Here is an 18,583-nt window from a genome sequence, read left to right on the forward strand (position 1 = left end):
CCTTAGTGACATTTCATGGCTGCATCAATAATCTTTTGAACAACGGGTTTTGGTTGGTTGTTACGATCGAACAACAACGGATAATCTGTCCGTCCTCTTACAGGCCAGTTATTTCTCCACGAATCTCCATCATTCACGCCCCAAACAGTAACCCGTGAAATTACATCCCTATGCTTTAAAAAGAGCTTGAAAAAATCCAGATAGCGTTTTTCCAGGAGTACATTTACTGAATCGGGCAATCCTCCGGCATATGGATTCAGTTTCTTTTCGTATTCAAAATTGTTGGAAACGTCAGCTCCCATGTGTTGCTGGGGAGGCGGCAATACGGTAATGTCCATTTCTGAAATTATTACCTTGACACCCAATGAGCCAAACGCCTCTATGCTTTTTTCAAACTCGTTAATATCCGGATAATCCAATCCTATATGGCACTGCATACCTACCCCGTCTATTCTTATACCTTCCGACTTCAATTTTTTTACCATGGCTACAACAGCATTGCGTTTTGCGGGATTGGCCATGGAATAGTCATTATAATACAGCTCTGCATTGGGGTCTGCCTCATGTGCAAACTCATAAGCCAGTTTGATGTAATCGGCGCCGATAATTCGATAAAATTTATTTTTCCGGTATGATCCATCATCCATTATGGCTTCATTTACAACATCCCATCCTTTCACTTTCCCTTTATACCGGCCAACCAGGGTCATGATGTGTTTCTTCATCCGCTCAATCAACACTTCCCGTGAAACATCATGTCCCAGGCTGTCTGTGAAAAACCAGGGAGGAGTCTGTGAATGCCATACAAGCGTATGTCCCGTGATAAACAGATGATTTCTCATACCAAAATTTACAAACCGGTCAGCCAAGCTAAAGTTAAAAACGCCTTCCTTGGGTTGAATGACACCGCTTTTCATACAATTCTCCGGAACAATGGCGCTAAATTGTTCTTTTACCACACGAAGTGCCGCCGTATCTCTTCCTGTGATCTGATCAGCATTAAGAGCGGTTCCAATATAAAATTTTCCGGCAAAAGCCTCTTTCAGGGTGAGTTGCTTTTGATTCATCTTACCCATTGCCAAGGAATTCATTGCCAAGGGTATCAACATAATAATCCCAATAAGTCCTCTTTTTTTCATATTTATCTCCATATATTTAGTTTCTTCTTAAATCAAAGCTTGATAGCCTAAGGTCTAAAGTCAACAACAGTTTAAGGTGTAAAGTTTATCAAAGAAACAACGGCCTAAAGTCTACAGACAGGAGTTCTTTAACCATTGACCGCTAACCGCTCTGATTCTCACATTCCTATTATCTACCAACTACTAAACTACTTTGAGGTTGTTATCTTCTCATCTTCCCGTAACTTATGATCTTCTCAACCTTCAGATTTTTCCCTTCGGGCAAGCAAATCTTTTTGTATTTGTACTTCCTTTTGCTTATTAATTTCATAAAAAAACAAACAGGCGACACTTACACAAAAAGTCAGGGTAGGATAGACGCTGAGTGATAGTTTGATGCCATGAATCGTTGCCGGGGATTGAACCGCTAATTGTGCATTATACCCATAAATTGCCAGAAGGCCCGCAACCAAAGCGCCTCCGATACTTAACCCGGCCTTCAGACCGAAAATCATGGCAGAGAAAATAATGGCGGTAGCTCGGCGATGGTTTTTCCATTCCGAATAGTCCGCAACATCTGCAATCATGGCCCAAAGCAAAGGTGTGGAAATGCCATAAAAAAATCCATGGGCAAGTTGTGTCAGAAAAACCAATGGAATAGACTTTGGCCCATAAAAATAGAACATGAATAGGCAGAGAGCTGAAATGAAAAGACTGACACCGAAAACATCCCGTTTCCCAAAACGGTCCGCTAGTGGTTTGGAAACCATGATGCCAACAATCATCATAATGATGCCTCCCGCATTAAACAGGCTAAACCCTGAGGTCGCGGCATCCTTCGGCCAGATAAAACCGCTTAGTCCCATGCTTGTTAAAAGGTGATTCAGGTTGCTGATAAAACCGTTAAACCCGATATGTTCCAAAAACTTTGCCAGATAGTCTTTATCGAGGTAATCATTAAAATAGTAAACATACATGCCTCCCTTCAGGGAGAGTGTGATGAAAATAAAGATTGTCAGAATTAACATGGCAATCCACGGCTTGTTCTTCGACAGGTCTCCAAGATCTTCTTTCACACTTGATTTTTGTTCGGGCTTGGGGACAATACGTTCTTTGGTGGTCAAAAAAGTAATGATAAAGAAGATCACTCCCACAATAGCAAATAGGGTAATCGTATGTTCAAAGCCTATCGTTTTGTTGCCATTGCCCAAAATCAACACCAGGGGCAACAATAATCCCTGAACAATAAACTGGGCAATCATAACAGCCACGAAACGGTAGGAAGAAATACTGTTGCGCTCGGCCATATCGCCTGTTAACACACCGCTTAGGGATGCATAGGGGAGGTTATTTGCCGAGTATATGATCACCAAAAACATATACGTAATCAATGCATAGGCCACTTTGCCCCCAGGACTGAATTGTGGAGTACTGAAAGCAAGCATGGCAATAATACCAAAAGGCACCGCAGTCCATAAAATCCATGGACGGAATTTCCCCCAGCGGGTCATCGTCCGGTCCGCTATAAGCCCCATGATAGGGTTGAATGATGCTCCTAACATCCCACCGGTAAATATAATGGCGGATGCAGTGGCCGGAGGTAGTTTGTACACATCGGTATAAAAAAAGGCCAGGAAGGTCATCAGCGTCTGAAATATAAGATTCGCTGCAAGGTCCCCAAGGCTATATCCAATCTTTTCGATCACCGAAATCTTTTGCGCGTTGACACCCATATGTTTATATTTTTATTTTTTTTTCTACTCATGCAAGGTATAAAGACAAAGCTCTAAAGTTGAAAGTAAACAATCAATTTTTCATTACTCCGATTTCCACCACACTACTGTATATCAACTACCAACTACTTTATAGTTGGTATCTTCTCAGCTTCTTTAATTTCAAGTTTTCATTGTCAATGATTCATTAAATCGGTTATTTTGTGACTCTGTGATTTGATTGCTGCTATCTGCTAAAGACAGGCAGATTCCGGGCTGGCAATCCTTCCGAAGTGGCAGTCAAATGAATGACTCCCGGTTTATGGGTCGATTGGATCACTACCAGGCATTTCCCAAAGAATGCATGGCAATAATTTGCCTTAAACGGATCGTGGTCAATCTCACTGCCATTGTCTACGCCTACGATCTTTCCAGGCCCGGTAACGGTGAAATGTACCAGATTATCTGCCGTCGGCACCATGGTTCCGTTTTTGTCTGTTATCTTTACCGTAACAAAGGACAGGTCGCTGTTATCGGCATGGATCAAATTCCGGTCTGCCGCCAGGGTAATATGGTCTGCCGGCCCTGCCGTCCTTTCCTCTACCATTTTCACCGCCTTGCCGTTCTTGTAGGAGACAGCCTTGAGAACCCCCGGTTCAAAGGGCACGCTCCACATTACATGGAGTTCATCTCCTGTTTTATGCCGTTTCCCCAGTGACTTCCCGTTAAGGAACAGCTCTACTTCGTCGGCATTGTTGTAATAGCACCAGATATCCACCATTTGTCCGGGCTTCCAGTTCCAGTGCGGGAAGATATGCAATACGGTCTTGTGTGTCCATTCACTTTGGTACATGTAATAAACATCTTTCGGGAAGCCGGCCAGATCAATGATCCCGAAATAGGAACTGCGTGATGGCCATGTGTAGGGAGTGGGTTCCCCGATGTAATCGAATCCTGTCCAGATAAACATTCCCGATATGTAGGGATGGGCTTTCACAACTTTCCATGTTTCTTCGTGTGTCGATCCCCATGGAGCAGATGTGTTATCGTAAGCTGAGCATAAATGGTTTGGCGTGCTATAGGGTATATTCCATTCTTTGGGTACCCGGATAATTGAATCAGAAGGCATCCTGTACCATCCACGGGTCTCCAGTGCTGAAGTGGATTCGGTAATAATGAGTTTCTTCCCCGGATATACCTTGGGGAAGGTAAGCCAGTCTTCAATATGATAATTCATTCCTATCAGGTCAGTTGCCCCGCAGCTAATCAATGGATTTGTGGGTTCGGGATTGCTGTTGGCGGTAACAATAGGGCGGGTGTCATCCAGACCGCGGACGATCGAACACAGCTCTTTCATTATAGCAGCTCCCCTGTCTTCCGGACTTCCTTTCTTGGCAGCCTGTTCAGGTATCTCATTTCCCACGCTCCAGATGATAACACTGGGATGATTCCGGTCACGGCGTATCTGGTCACTCAGGTCTTCTTTGTGCCATTGGGCAAAGTAGCGTGAGTAATCATATTTCGTCTTGTGAATCATCCACATGTCGAAGGCTTCATCCATGATCAGGAACCCCATGTGATCGGCCAGATCCAGCAGTTCCGGTGCAGGGGGGTTATGGGAGGTACGGATGGCATTGCAGCCCATGTTTTTTAATATCTCCAACTGACGCTCAATTGCTCGTTTGTTGACGGCGCTTCCCAGACAACCCAGGTCGTGATGGTCGCATACGCCCAGGATCTTCATCGGTTTCCCGTTCAGGGAAAAGCCTTTATTCACATCGAAATTAAAATAACGGATCCCTACACTGGTGCTTACCTGATCCTCTATTTTGTTTCCAACATAAAGTGAAGAGACCAGCGTATAGAGGTAGGGGGCTGTTGTTGACCACAGGTGGGGGGTGTTAATTTCTATCGTAGTGGCATTCAGGGTGTCCTTAACGGGAATTGCTTTTGCTGAGGCTACCAGTTTCCCGTGTGCATCATAGAGTTGTGCCTGGATAGTAACCGGCTCTTTTGTGGGTTCTACCTTGGTTTGGAATTGTACTTTTACTGTCGCTTTGGCCTGGCTCACTTCCGGGGTGGTGACATAAATACCCCAGTGGGCAAAGCGGTCCTGATGGGTAAATACCAAATGGACATTCCGGTAGATGCCTGACCCCGAGTACCACCGGGAATTAGGTTGTTGCGAGTTGTCCACCTTCACGGCGATCACGTTGGGTTTGTCCCAGTGGAGATAGGGTGTGAGATCATACCGGAAAGAGATGTAACCATAGGGGCGGAAGCCGAGCTCATGCCCGTTAATCCATACGGTGCTGTTGCGGTATACGCCGTCAAAATCGATAAATACTTTTTTCCCTTTTTGGGATGGGCTCAGTGTAAAGGTTTTCCGGTACCATCCCAGACCTCCGTTGAGATAGCCGCCTCCGGCACCTGCAGGACTGTTCCTGTCAAAACGGCCTTCGATGCTCCAGTCATGGGGTAGGTCAAGTTTGCGCCACATGGCATCATTAAAGGTTGGGGATTGCGCATTGAGCGTGTCTCCTAAATGAAACCGCCACCCTTCATCAAAATTATTCACCTGCCGTACATATCCTGTCGACCGGCACGAAACCGACATAAACAAACACGGTATCAGAAATAGTAAACCTAAAGCATTTTGAAAACCTAATCTATGCCTCATTGTTTTCGGTCTAAACGGTTAATGATATTAATGGATGTGAGTATTATTTCTCTACTTTACTTTCAAATAATCTGGAGCAAAAGTAATAAAGTGTTTATAACACACTCATAAAACAGGAAACAAGAACTAAAACTCTTGTAACATCATTCACTTTTTTGATACTATTTCTGTAGATTTTGATTCAAGCCGCAACAAAACATGATTGCTTCCCTCAAAGAATCAAATTTCACTGCTTTGATTTTTAACTTTTAATTATTACAACAGAGAAAGCTCAATAACAATAGAAAGGTTGGGAATATAATCTCCACATATTCGATAAACATTCTATATAAACTCAAAAAGGATAGAGCTTCCTTCGATAAAAAGACAGGAGAGCCTTGAGTGATTATTAATGCTCGTTTGATATTTGTTCAATATTCTTCGGTATTTATGCGATTAAGCACCGATAAATAACCGACGCGTTATTAACGGCCTATCTTCAGAACTCGTTCGGTGCAACCTTAAGGCAACTTCATTTATAGCGATTATGCTCTCTGACTAGAACTCTTCCACAAAATCATAATGTGCAGTGGAAATAAATAATATAGGCTCGTTTCATAATCTACTTTTTATAAAGCCTCATTGTCCCGCTTTGTAACTTTCGGGAGGAAAAAGAAAGCTTGGCTTTAGCCCGCCTGTATTGATAACAATCTTTTGTAATACAACAATCGGATCTATCATGTAAATACGTAATGTATGATATCCCGGTTGTTCATTAATGAACTTTGTGCTACAAACCCGGATATTGTTTATTACCGAACGGCTCCACGCGGCATTGTCATCTTCTCCGGTGATATCAATCTTGGGAATCGAAACAATTTGCGCCGGTTGATGATCAAAAGCAACAGCAAACCGTAGTCCTCCTTCCGGCAGACAATTCACGGTTGGGGCAATCAATGTCATAACATCGATAGGGCCTTTGGTATACAAGTAAAAGCTATATTCCAAATAGGGAGCTTTGGATAAATCTGTAATGCTGGCAGTTGTATCCGGCACAGGCATCATCGATGAAAATTCACGTCCATACCAGGGAACGCTTCGCCACCCCACCCCACTCACATCATGGCGATCCATATAATGAGTGGCATCCATCGATACATACCCGTCTGTTTCAATAAAACCATGAAGATGGTTCCGTACAGGAGATTCCGGATGAAACACCGAAACTTCTACAGGAACGGTTTGTCCGTTGGCCTTAATAAAAACAGTTCCCTGTACATTGCTTCCAAAAGGTACTTTATTCCAATCAATAGCAATAACAACTCGCTGTTGATATTTCACAATGCCTTTTATCACAGAAGGAATGATCCATGGAGAGTTTGCCGAGACGGTAAATAAGAAAGGAATCGTCCCTTTATTGAATACATCAACATAATGAGTATGACGCGTAAAACTATCAAAATCAGGGAGATGATTATGATCTCCTTCCGATACTACTGAAGAATCTCCTTCCACAGCTACTCCCATTGAAGCAATATTTTTTGCTGAAACGGAATCGGTCTCAGGCATAATATTATAAGGAGGATCCATCCATGATCTATAACCGATATGAGGCTGCCCAATCACGCCGTTCCATTTGCCGTTTGCAATCTGATGGTGATATTTGTAAGTCAACCCTGCATCGTATGCAAAGCAAGCTTTTGCCGAATCAGCATACAAGTTGGCGCTAGTCCTTCCCTGAAAAGCATACAGTCTGTTTTTAGCGACATCAACATACAACTGATTCAGGTTTGCACAGGCATCAACCGGATATTGTACCAGTTCATAATAAGCATCATGTTGGAATGCCGGCAGGATATGCGCCAACGAATCAGCCTGGCGTTCAAGAATTTTCCAATCATGAACTACACGGTCGGCTTCATCATAATGAAGTAAACTAAAGGTATTCGGCGAAATCAACTCTGGTTTAATCCGGCCATTATAGGTGGAATATTTCATGAGCAAATCAGCAATGGCATCTGCATGTTGCTGTCCAAAAGACTCAACTACCCACAAACGGGTAAAATCATATAAGTTATCCCGGTTCCATCGATGGGGATTCCATGCCAGATTCATAAAAAAGTCAATCGGATATTCCAACAGCTTGATATCGCCTACATTCAAAATCCATACCTTTCGAGCATCATAATCATAGGCCTTGCTCATCTGTTCCCAGATTTTAGTAATAGGTACAGTATTCAGCCATTTGTATGAACGTGGTCCGCCAACATAATCAACATGATAATAAATACCGGCGCCACCGGTACGATTCCGCTCTGCCAGCGATGGCAGACGCCGCAAGTTGCCCCAATTATCGTCACACCACAGCAGCGTAACATAATCAGGCACTTTCATTCCATGATCGTAATACGATTGCACCTCTTTATATAATGCCCATATTTGCGGTACTTTCGAAACATCAGGATTCAGGAAACGGGCGATAATACTCTCTTGGGTGGCTATTATCTGTTGCATCAGATGAATGTTGTAACTCACGCTTTTGTTATTCATCGGTTCATCCCCATCGCCCCGCATACCAATGGTAATCAAATCTTCATAATGCTTATTCCGTTCAATACCTTTTTCCCAGAAATGCACCAGCTCATCCCGGTTCGTTTCAAAATTCCATGCTCCGTGACCAAACATAGCCCATTCTTTTTGGTTCCTCATCATCGGTTCATGATGGGAGGTACCCATCACAATTCCATATTTATTGGCAAGCACAGGATTTTCAGGATCATCAACAGCAAAAGCTTTTCCCCACATCGCCGGCCATAAATAATTTCCTTTCAATCTAAGGATCAGTTCAAAGACATGCGCATAAAACTGATGATCAAATACTCCGCCGTAAAAGTTTTTTACCCATGTAGACAAGCATGGAGCTTCATCGTTAATAAAGATACCGCGGTATTTCACCGCCGGCCAGTCTGATTTGCTAAATCCCTGTTTAATAGCGAGAACAGACTGATGCATCGGTTTGACGTCATCCCACCAATACCAGGGCGAAACGCCTATCTGCTCCGATAAGTCATATATGCCGTAAATCGTTCCCCGCATATCGCTTCCGGCTATAATCAAAGCGCTTTGAATACCTGGAAACGGATGTTGAATCACTTGGAGGGTGAAAGCTTCCCACTTTCCTTTTATAGAATCAACCAATAATTTATGTCGGGCAATCAACTGATCAATCATCGGGCTTTTCCCGATTGTTCCAATCAGAACCATTTGTGACTCGGGATGCTGAAGAGTGCGTTTGATAGAAGGAAGCACTCCTGCTACACGTTGAATATCGTGTTGTAAATCGCCCACAGCTCTTATAACAGGCTCATAATCAGAAGAATTTACCACAAGTGGAACACCCTGTTCTTCGTTGACTAATTGAAAGTCACCTTTTTGAACAACATGTTGGATATAAGGAGCGTCACCTATTGCAAGACTTTTAACCGGAGAAAAAGCTACAACGACCAGTAGGATTAAAAAATACAGTTTCGGCATATCATCATTTTTTTGTTTTTATACTCAATGGATCCAAGCTTATTGCTCGCCTGATTCATCCTTATAGAGGGATCTTTCAATTCCGGTTTCAAGGCCACGTAACTCGGCTAACCCCTTCATCCTCCCCAGAAGGGAATAGCCATACAAGAACTGTTTGTTATCTAAATCCCCAAACAGATGATGCCCGTGATCTGGTCGCATGGGAAGACAGATTTCTCTTCTGTGCATAATCTCCACAAACGAGCGAACCAGTTGATACATATCTACACTGCTATCCAAATGACTGGCTTCGTAAAACTGATAGGGTGACAGGCGTTGGGTGCCACGCAGATGAACGAAATGAATGCGATCGGCAAAATGCCGACTCATCTCCAGCAAATCATTGCCGGGGTTGGAACTCAGCGATCCTGCACAGAAACATATCCCATTGGCCAGGGATGGTACTGCCTCTGCCAACAACCGATAGTCGTTTTCGCAGGTGACAATGCGGGGGAGCCCGAGTACCGAAAAGGATGGATCATCGGGATGCAACGCCATTCTTATGCCTGCTTCTTCTGCAACAGGAATAATTTCCTCCAGAAACAGAATCAAATGTTGCCGCAAGGTAGCTGCGTCAATGTGGCGGTATTTGTCTAGCTGATCCTTGACATAGTCTATCGTAAAGCTTTTCCCCTCTCCGGGAATCCCGGATAAAATAACATCCAGCATACGTTGTTTATCTGCTTCCTGCATAGATCGGAACCGTTCTTCAGCCATCCGGTATGCTTCTTCTGTTAAAGAAGTCTTTGCTCCTTCCCGCTGTAAGACAAATAGCTCGAAAGCCCAAAAATCAATTTGGTCAAAATACATGGCAGTGGAGCCATCTTCCAGGGTATAGCCAAGGTCGGTTCGTACCCAGTCCAGGACCGGCATGAAATTATAGGTCACTACATCTATGCCGCAGGCTGCCAGATTCCGCAGGGTCGTCTTATAGTTCTCAATGTATTGCCGGTAATTGCCGGTTCTGCGTTTGATATCCTCGTGTACATTGACACTTTCCACCACATGCCAAGCTAAACCTGAGGAGGTAATGTTTTGCTTGTAGCGTTGAATTTCGTCAACACTCCATACTTCTCCCACCGGAATATGATGTAATGCTGTTATTACAGCCGAGGCGCCTGTTTGCCGGATATCCTGCAGTGTGGCCGGATCATGCGGCCCGAACCATCGCAAGGATTGCTCAAAATGAAATCTCATAAATAAATCTATTGGTTGTTGGTGTTTCTATCTTTTGTGATATTTGGTGTCTTTGTCTTTATTTGCATAGCCCTTTCATTTCCCTCTTTCCATTACCTTGTGTCAACAGTCAATAACAAGTCTAAGGTCAATCTGTCCTGGAAATATTGAATCAACAGGATCAATTGAATCCCCAACCCCTCCGCTTCGCTCGTCCTCTTTCACCAAAGGGGACAACACTTGAGAATAATGTTTCGGCAACCATGGTAGCATTTGCTTGTTTGACAGATTCCTCTTCCCATGTGTTGAAGGGAAGTAGCCGGGAAGATTGAAGGATCGAAAAATTGAGGGTTATAACTTCATTAATTTCAGATTTTCAGACACCTACTATCTACTGTCTACTACCTACTAAATTACTTTGAGGTTGTCATCTTCTTTAACTTCGTGCTGTTTTGTCAGTTATTCTGTTACTCTGTCATTCCGTTATTCATTTCAGACTCCCGAATACGCATCAAATCCTCCATCGACAACAAGGGTTTGCCCGGTTACAAACCGGGATGCGTCACTACAGAGCCATTGTATTGCGCCATGCAATTCACGGGGTTCGCCCAATCGACCAAAAGGCGTAGCTGCAATAATCTTCCGTCCACGTTCTGTCCACGATCCGTCTTCGGTTGTCAACAAACTGCGATTTTGTTCGGTTAAAAAGAAGCCCGGAGAGATGGCATTAACCCGCAATTGGGGTCCATATTTCTGAGCCAGTTCCACGGCAAGCCATTGTGTAAAGTTCTGGATGGCGCTTTTAGCCGCAGAATAGCCGACAACGCGGGTCATTGGCCGGTTTACAGTAGCGGAGGTAAAATTGATAATCACTCCGCGTTTTTGTTCCGCCATGGCTTTGGCGAATACCGAAACAGGATAAATGGTCCCATACAGATTCAGATCGATCACCTGACGTAATTCATTCATATCCAATTCAAAAAACGATTGATTTGGAGAAACAGTAGCTCCTGCACGATTCCCGCCGGCAGCATTAATCAATACATCAATATGATGATATCGCGCCACTATCCCGTCATAGTTTCGGTGTAAAACATTTAAATCAAGCACATCAGTCTGAAAGAAACATGCCTCATAGCCACATGCCTGAATATGTTTCTGCAACGCTTCACCGCGATCTGTATCTCTCCCGAGAATCACTATCTTAGCGCCCTGAGCCGCCAGGTAGTGGCAAAGAGAGCTCCCCAGAATTCCGGTTCCTCCGGTCACTACAATTACTTTGTCCTGTATATCAAACTCGTTTTTCATAAGATGTATTTATGATTTTAATCTTGTATTTCTTTTCTTGTCATGATAACTACATAGCCAATCAACATAGAGTTTCTGATTCAAGGATATTGTTTGTTCTGTAGTATTATTATCCATAACAACCAATTCAATTTTTTAACAAAAGTAGCCAGAGCAATCCAATAACAGGAACAATTTGGATACATATGATTTTGAATAGAACACAATCCTATCAATATGGATACAATAAGTTGAACTTATGACACACGGTTTGTTCCAATACAGAATGGGCGTACAAAAAGAGGTAAATATATCATTTATATAACGGAGTATGGGCATCCTTCTGCGAAGAATAAAAAGCACAATAACCTTTTTTTATTTTTCCATCATAATATTCTATATTTGTCGTAAAAATGATGGATTATGAAAAGAGCTATCCTCTTAATGGTTTCTGTTTTTATCATGCATCTTGTTGATGCCCGAAGCGGTATAGACTCTTTACTGCATGTATTGGATCAGACCATTGACAATCATGCCATATATGACCAACAAAAAGAGGCAAAGCTCCATCATCTGAAAGAGTTACTGAAAATGGCTCCTTCTGACGAATTAAGATACAACCTATGCGGACAGCTTTTTGATGAATATAAAACATATATATCTGACTCTGCATTAAATTATGCACGATTAAAACTACAGATTGCAGAAAAGCTGCAAGATCAAAACAAACTAAACGATGCGCGCCTGAATCTTGCATCCATTATGGGCACTGTAGGAATGTATAATGAGGCTTTGGATATTGTGAAAAGCGTAAATATAAGGTATTCACCTGATCTGAAGGCTTACTACTTTTACATCTACCGCACCATATACGGCTATCTGGCCGATTATGCCGTATCAAGTCAGGAAAAAGCCAGATATGATTATCTTACAGCTAATTATCGCGATTCCTTGCTAATAACGAATCCGCCACAATCAAGTCCTTATATTATGGTCAGATCTGACCAATTGATTGTGAACCATCAATACGACCAGGCATTGAAGTTACTGCTTCCCTATTTTCCAACAATCGCCAACGATAATCACAACCGCGCTATTATTGCTTACAGCATATCCCAGGCATATCGTGGCAAAAGGGAACGTGAATTGGAAGAACAATGGCTTGCAATATCAGCCATCTACGACTTAAGATCAGATAATAAAGAATACATTTCCTTGCGCAGTCTGGCTTACCTGCTTTATGAAGACAAAGAAATAGACAGGGCATATAAATACATTAAGCGCTCTCTCCAGGATGCCCTTTTCTGTAATGCACGATTACGGACAATCGAAATATCGCAAATGATCCCCATCATTGATAAGGCATATCAATCTGAAATTACGGCGCGACAACGCCAGCTTGTTCTCTTTTTGATTAGTATCAGCTTTTTATCTCTAATCTTATTAGTCGTACTGTTTCTGCTCTACCGGCAAATGAAAAAACTGAACAAAGCCCGGAAAGATCTGAGCAAAGCTAATGACAGGTTAAATGATCTCAATCACGAGCTTTTCAGCACCAATGAGCAATTGAAGGAAGCAAACACCACCCTTAGCGAAGCCAATCTAATTAAAGAAGAATACATTGGACGCTACATGGATCAATGTTCTGCATATATCGACAAACTCGACAACTATCGCCGCCTCCTAAACAAAACAGCCACAGCAGGAAAAATGGATGACCTGTTGCATGCCATTAAATCAAAGCAATTTATCGAAGATGAGCTTACGGAATTTTATGCTAACTTCGACACTACCTTTCTTCAGTTATTCCCCTCTTTTGTCGAAGAATTCAATAACTTATTAGTCGACAATGAACGAATTACACTGAAACAGGGAGAACATCTCAACACCGAATTACGGATTTTTGCATTGATTAGGCTTGGCATCACAGACAGCGTCAAGATTTCACATTTCTTACGCTATTCATTATCCACCATTTATAATTACAGAACTAAATTCAGAAACAAAGCTTCCGGCCCAAGAGATGAATTTGAAATCAAAGTGATGCAGATCGGCACTAAAAACACCTTGTAAAAATAATATCAGTATCTTAAAATAAGCCTTTCAGAAGTAAATTCTGAAAGGCTTATTTTTTAGCACCACTACATTTTTCACCAGCAAAAAGACAACAATTACATTGATAATCAAAATAATAAAAAGCAGCCACTCCTGTATCGACTACATTTTTATTACTAAGAATTTTATTGAATTTGAAGGATTCTAATTTTGCAATACCAAACACGAACAATTCGACCGGTTCGCACGTCGGACGTTCTTCAAATTTCTCGATTATCGATTATCAATCCTTAAATTCACAAACTATGAAACATGCTTCCCATTAGACTCTCCTTTTTATGTTGTCCGGTTCTGTAAAGCCGACACAGTCAACAATTTTCAAAAAGCAACAATTTTGGCGTAATTAGTTTATGCCGATCTTCTTAAAAACAAATTATTTGCACATGAATCTATCAACCTTAAATTTTGAATCAATGGTTTATCTAAAACAAGCTCTATACAGCATAGTGGTGCTATGTTGTATGTTTTTTATTCCCAACAGTGTTTCATCCCAAACCATCGACCACATAGCAGGTACGGTCGTGGATAAACAAGGAGAACCACTAATTGGCGTAAGCATCTTAATCAAAGGAACTTCTATTGGCACCATTACAAATGCTGACGGAAATTTTACGTTAACAAACAAAACAATGCAGAATCCTGTATTGCAAGTTTCATATTTGGGGTTTATTCCCCAGGAAATTACAGTCACAGGCTTGTCCCCGCTTCATATAGTGATGGCAGAAAGTACAAAATCACTCGACGAAGTAGTAGTGGTGGGCTATGGCAGTCAGCGAAAAAAAGACCTCACAGGAGCAGTTGCAGTAGTTGAACCCAAAGACCTGAATAACATTCCTGTAGCAACCATTGGCGATGCATTGGAAGGAAGGGCTGCTGGTGTACAGATCATTTCTTCCGGAGTTCCGGGTAATGATCCGACTGTGCTGATTCGGGGTATCGGAACCATCAACGATGCATCACCCCTTTTTGTAATCGATGGTGTACCTGTTTCGAGCGGATTGGGAGAGCTAAATATGAACGATGTTCAATCAATCCAGGTTTTGAAAGATGCATCTGCAACAGCTATTTACGGATCACGGGGAGCAAATGGAGTGGTTATTGTAACCACAAAACACGGAACAACCGACTCAAAACCCCGCATGAATCTGAACTATTATTTTGGTATCCAGCAAGCAGCCAAAATTGTCCATATGCTGGATGCATCTCAGTTTTCTGCATTACATAACGACATGATGACAAATGCAGGCCTGGCAAAAGATCCGGCTTACGCCAATCCCGCATCACTGGGGCAGGGAACAGACTGGCTGGGAGCGCTCTTCACCACGGCTCCCATGCACAATATTTCATTCTCTTATTCTGTTGGCGGAAGCAAAAGCAGCTACTATGTTTCCGGTAACTATATCGATCAGAATGGTATTGTGATTAACACGGGATACAAAAAACTCACCCTGCAATTCAACAGCGATACTAAAATATCAGACAAATTACGATTCGGGAATAGCATTACGTTGAATCATGACATTCGCACCAATGGTAATTATAACATTCAAAACACCATGCTGGCACTGCCAACCCAACCGATTTACAGAACAAATGGCAACTATTCCGGGCCGGTTGCACAACCAATATGGGATGGTGATCTTGTAAACCCGATAGGTCTGGCAAAAACGGTTGATAATGCAACAAACGGCTATAACATCATCGGGTCAATCTACGGAGAACTGGAAATCATTAGCGGATTAAAGCTTAAATCAACAGTTGGCCTGCAGGGAAATCTATGGGACAGCAGAACCTGGGCTCCCGAATATACATGGGATACCAGCATCAACTCCCAGGCATACCTCAGCGAACAATACAACAAAAACTTCACCTGGAACTGGGATAATACGCTGACATACGATAAATCGTTCGGGAAACACCATCTGACCGTCATGGCAGGAACAAGCGCCCAGGAGAACCAGTATAATTACCTGAACGGATCGGTGCAGAATTTTGCCAGTGAACTTACCCAGCAAATGTCAAACGGCACAAGTAACCCGACGGTAGGAGGCGATGCAAGCAGTTGGTCATTATTATCATACATGGGGCGTGTAAATTACAATTATGCCGACAAATATCTATTAACAGGAACTTTACGCCGAGATGGGTCATCCAGGTTCGGAAGTGGAAATAAATGGGGACTTTTCCCTTCAGGGTCAGCGGCATGGCGTATTTCAAAAGAGAAATTCTTCAGAAATATTCATTTTGTGGATGATCTGAAACTGCGCGCCGGTTTTGGAATCACAGGGAATCAACAAATTGGCAATTACTCATTTGCTTCGGCTTTACAGACCATAACTTATAATTTCAACAATTCTATTGTCTCTGCTGTAGTGCCAAGCGTGATGCCAAATCCCAACGTACAATGGGAAGAACAAAAGCAAACCAACGTAGGGATTGATGCTGTAGTGCTAAACGACAGAATCGATTTCACAATTGACGGATACCTGAAATATACGGACAAAATGCTTGTCCCGATGTCAGTCCCCATTACTACAGGTTATTCTGATGTTTACGTACCATCTATCAATGCCGGCAAAATGGAGAATAAAGGGATTGAACTGACCGTTAATTCCCGAAACCTGACCGGAAAATTCAAATGGTCCTCTTCGTTCAATGTTGCTTACAATCAGAACAAAGTGGTCAGTATCAATGACACCGTGCCTATGACAACAGGCAGCATTGGTCTGAACTATAATTTAGCATTGATTCAGGCGGGACATCCCATTAATTCTTTCTACGGATATGTAACTGATGGAATTTTTCAAACACAGGCAGAAGTCAATAATCATGCACTGCAAGTACCCGGTAATGATCCATATAACAGAACCTCCCCGGGTGATATCCGGTTCAAAGACCTGAACAACGACGGCGTGATCAACGACAAAGACCGTACATTCTTAGGCAATCCTAACCCGACGTTTATCTTCTCATTGAACAATACGTTTTCCTATATGGGCTTTGATCTAAGTATCTACCTGCAAGGCGTAGCAGGGAATAAGATATTTAATGCCAACAGAATTTGGGACGAAGGCATGTCAGTAGCCCAAAACCAGACGACAGCCGTTTTGGCTCGTTGGACAGGCCCCGGGACAAGCAACTCCATGCCTCGAGCCATATACAATGACCCGAATGAAAACACGAGACCTTCCGATAGATACATAGAAGACGGTTCATACTTGAGAATCAAGAATATAACACTTAATTATACAATTCCTCAAAAATGGCTGAAGTCCGTGTCTCTTACATCTGCCCGCGTCTATGTGTCGGCTGAGAACTTGTACACATTTACAAAATACTCAGGATTTGATCCCGAAGTCGGGGCTAGTGGTATAGACAACAATGTATATCCTGTCACGCGCACTATCAGTATGGGAGTTAATCTTGGTTTCTAATCTATTAAAATTCATCTTATTATGAAACATATATTATATTGTTCCTTCTTTATTCTGGCTATGGTATTAGTAGGATGCAGCAACGGCTTTTTGAACAAAGCGCCTGAAGACTCTATCAATACCGCCAACTTCTTTCAAACGGAAGATGACGCCATATCGGCAATCAATGGAGCCTACCAGCCCTTGCAATGGCCAAAACTTTACAATATGCGAATGTGGACAACCGATATCATGGCAGGAAATAGTGTAGTAGGTGCCGGAGGCGGTACCGATGGTATTGAAACCCAGCAGGAAGCCAATTTTGTCACAGCTCCGGATAATGCCGGCGTACTTGATTTGTGGCGTGGTCCATGGCCTGGCATTCTTCGTTGTAATATTGTCTTACAGAAAGTTCCGGATATGAATTTTGATCAAGCGGTTAAAGAGCGAATATTAGGAGAAGCTCATTTTCTTCGTGGTCTCTATTATTTCATACTGGTTCGCTTCTTCGGGGATGTACCATTGGTATTGCAACCGGTTAATCCGGGAGACAATCTACGTCCGTCACGCACTCCTAAAGCAAAGGTATATGATCAGATTGTTTCCGATTTCTCCGAAGCCATTGCTCTGCTTCCCCGTCGGGAAAGCTACACCGGATCGGACATTGGCCGTGCCTCCAAAGGTTCGGCAGAAGGTATGCTTGCCAAGGTATTTCTAACACTGGGCAACTGGAACCGCGTAGTTTCCTTGTGCGATTCAGTAAAAGCGTTAGGATATGAATTGGATGCCAACTATGCGGACAATTTTAATCCGCTTACAAAGAACTCAAAAGAGTCGTTGTTTGAAATCCAGTATTCCGGAAGTGTGGCATACAATTTCTGGGCAAATGAAAATCAGGCATCCTGGTTAAGTACGTATATGGGCCCCCGAGGATCAAACATGGTAGCCGGAGGCTGGGGATGGAACCAACCCACACAGGAATTCGTAGACTCATACGAACCGGGCGATTTGCGCAAAGATGCTACAATTTTATACCAGGGGTGCCCTCAGTTTGACGGGATGGATTATTCAAGCAGCTATTCCTCGACCGGATACAATGTTCGTAAGTTCCTTGTTCCAATGGCAATAGCATCAGCATACAACAATAGTCCCGAAGATTTTCCTGTCCTGCGCTATGCTGATGTGCTGCTTATGAAAGCCGAAGCATTGAATAATCTCGGACAGACAGCACAGGCCGAAGAACCTCTTAACGAAGTGCGAGCACGTGCAGGACTGCCTGCTGTCAGTGGTTTATCACAAAGCGACATGAAGTCTAAGATTCTCCACGAGCGCCGAATGGAACTGGCTTTCGAGGGTCAGCGCTGGTTCGATCTTATTCGTGTGGATAATGGTCAGTATGGTATTGATTTCCTGCACTCCATTGGGAAACTCAACATGAGCTCCAAATATCTTCTGTTACCGATTCCACAAATAGATATTGACGCCAATCCTAATCTGAAACAGAATCCGGGATACTAATTATTTATTTCA

General features: G+C 42.8%; 9 protein-coding genes. 3 read left to right on the top strand and 6 right to left on the bottom strand.

All coding sequences use genetic code 11. From position 1 onward, the window contains the following. Positions 1-2 precede the first annotated feature (2 nt). The 6 genes from FHX64_RS11095 to FHX64_RS11120 all read right to left on the bottom strand — a co-directional run bounded on the left by FHX64_RS11095 (position 3) and on the right by FHX64_RS11120 (position 11,546). Positions 3-1,139, bottom strand: coding sequence for an endo-1,4-beta-xylanase (locus FHX64_RS11095; protein ID WP_183413914.1), 1,137 nt, complete (start codon positions 1,137-1,139; stop codon positions 3-5). A gap of 236 nt (positions 1,140-1,375) precedes the next feature. Then, complete coding sequence (locus FHX64_RS11100; protein ID WP_183413915.1) at positions 1,376-2,851, bottom strand: MFS transporter; 1,476 nt, start codon at positions 2,849-2,851, stop codon at positions 1,376-1,378. 226 nt (positions 2,852-3,077) lie between these two features. After that, positions 3,078-5,447 (bottom strand): glycoside hydrolase family 2 TIM barrel-domain containing protein, encoded by a 2,370-nt coding sequence (locus tag FHX64_RS11105; RefSeq protein ID WP_246392454.1) that lies wholly within the window; start codon positions 5,445-5,447, stop codon positions 3,078-3,080. A gap of 681 nt (positions 5,448-6,128) precedes the next feature. Then, entirely contained in the window at positions 6,129-9,023 is a 2,895-nt protein-coding gene (locus FHX64_RS11110) for a glycosyl hydrolase 115 family protein (protein WP_183413917.1), read from the bottom strand. A 39-nt stretch (positions 9,024-9,062) separates the two neighbouring features. After that, a complete protein-coding gene (uxuA, locus tag FHX64_RS11115; protein ID WP_183413918.1) occupies positions 9,063-10,259 on the bottom strand; it encodes a mannonate dehydratase in 1,197 nt (398 codons plus the stop codon). Positions 10,260-10,730: 471 nt separating this feature from the next. Then, the gene (locus FHX64_RS11120) at positions 10,731-11,546 is read right to left on the bottom strand and encodes an SDR family oxidoreductase (RefSeq protein ID WP_183413919.1); all 816 of its coding nucleotides are present in this window, start codon (positions 11,544-11,546) and stop codon (positions 10,731-10,733) included. 402 nt (positions 11,547-11,948) lie between these two features. On the opposite strand from FHX64_RS11120, the gene FHX64_RS11125 reads away from it, so the two are divergent. From FHX64_RS11125 to FHX64_RS11135, 3 genes are all read left to right on the top strand, one after another. After that, positions 11,949-13,598, top strand: coding sequence for a DUF6377 domain-containing protein (locus tag FHX64_RS11125; RefSeq protein ID WP_183413920.1), 1,650 nt, complete (start codon positions 11,949-11,951; stop codon positions 13,596-13,598). Positions 13,599-14,023: 425 nt separating this feature from the next. Next, positions 14,024-17,074, top strand: coding sequence for a SusC/RagA family TonB-linked outer membrane protein (locus tag FHX64_RS11130; RefSeq protein ID WP_183413921.1), 3,051 nt, complete (start codon positions 14,024-14,026; stop codon positions 17,072-17,074). A gap of 21 nt (positions 17,075-17,095) precedes the next feature. Then, positions 17,096-18,571, top strand: coding sequence for a RagB/SusD family nutrient uptake outer membrane protein (locus FHX64_RS11135; RefSeq protein WP_183413922.1), 1,476 nt, complete (start codon positions 17,096-17,098; stop codon positions 18,569-18,571). Positions 18,572-18,583: the final 12 nt, after the last annotated feature.

It is taken from the genome of Microbacter margulisiae (genome assembly GCF_014192515.1).
Lineage (GTDB): Bacteria > Bacteroidota > Bacteroidia > Bacteroidales > Paludibacteraceae > Microbacter > Microbacter margulisiae.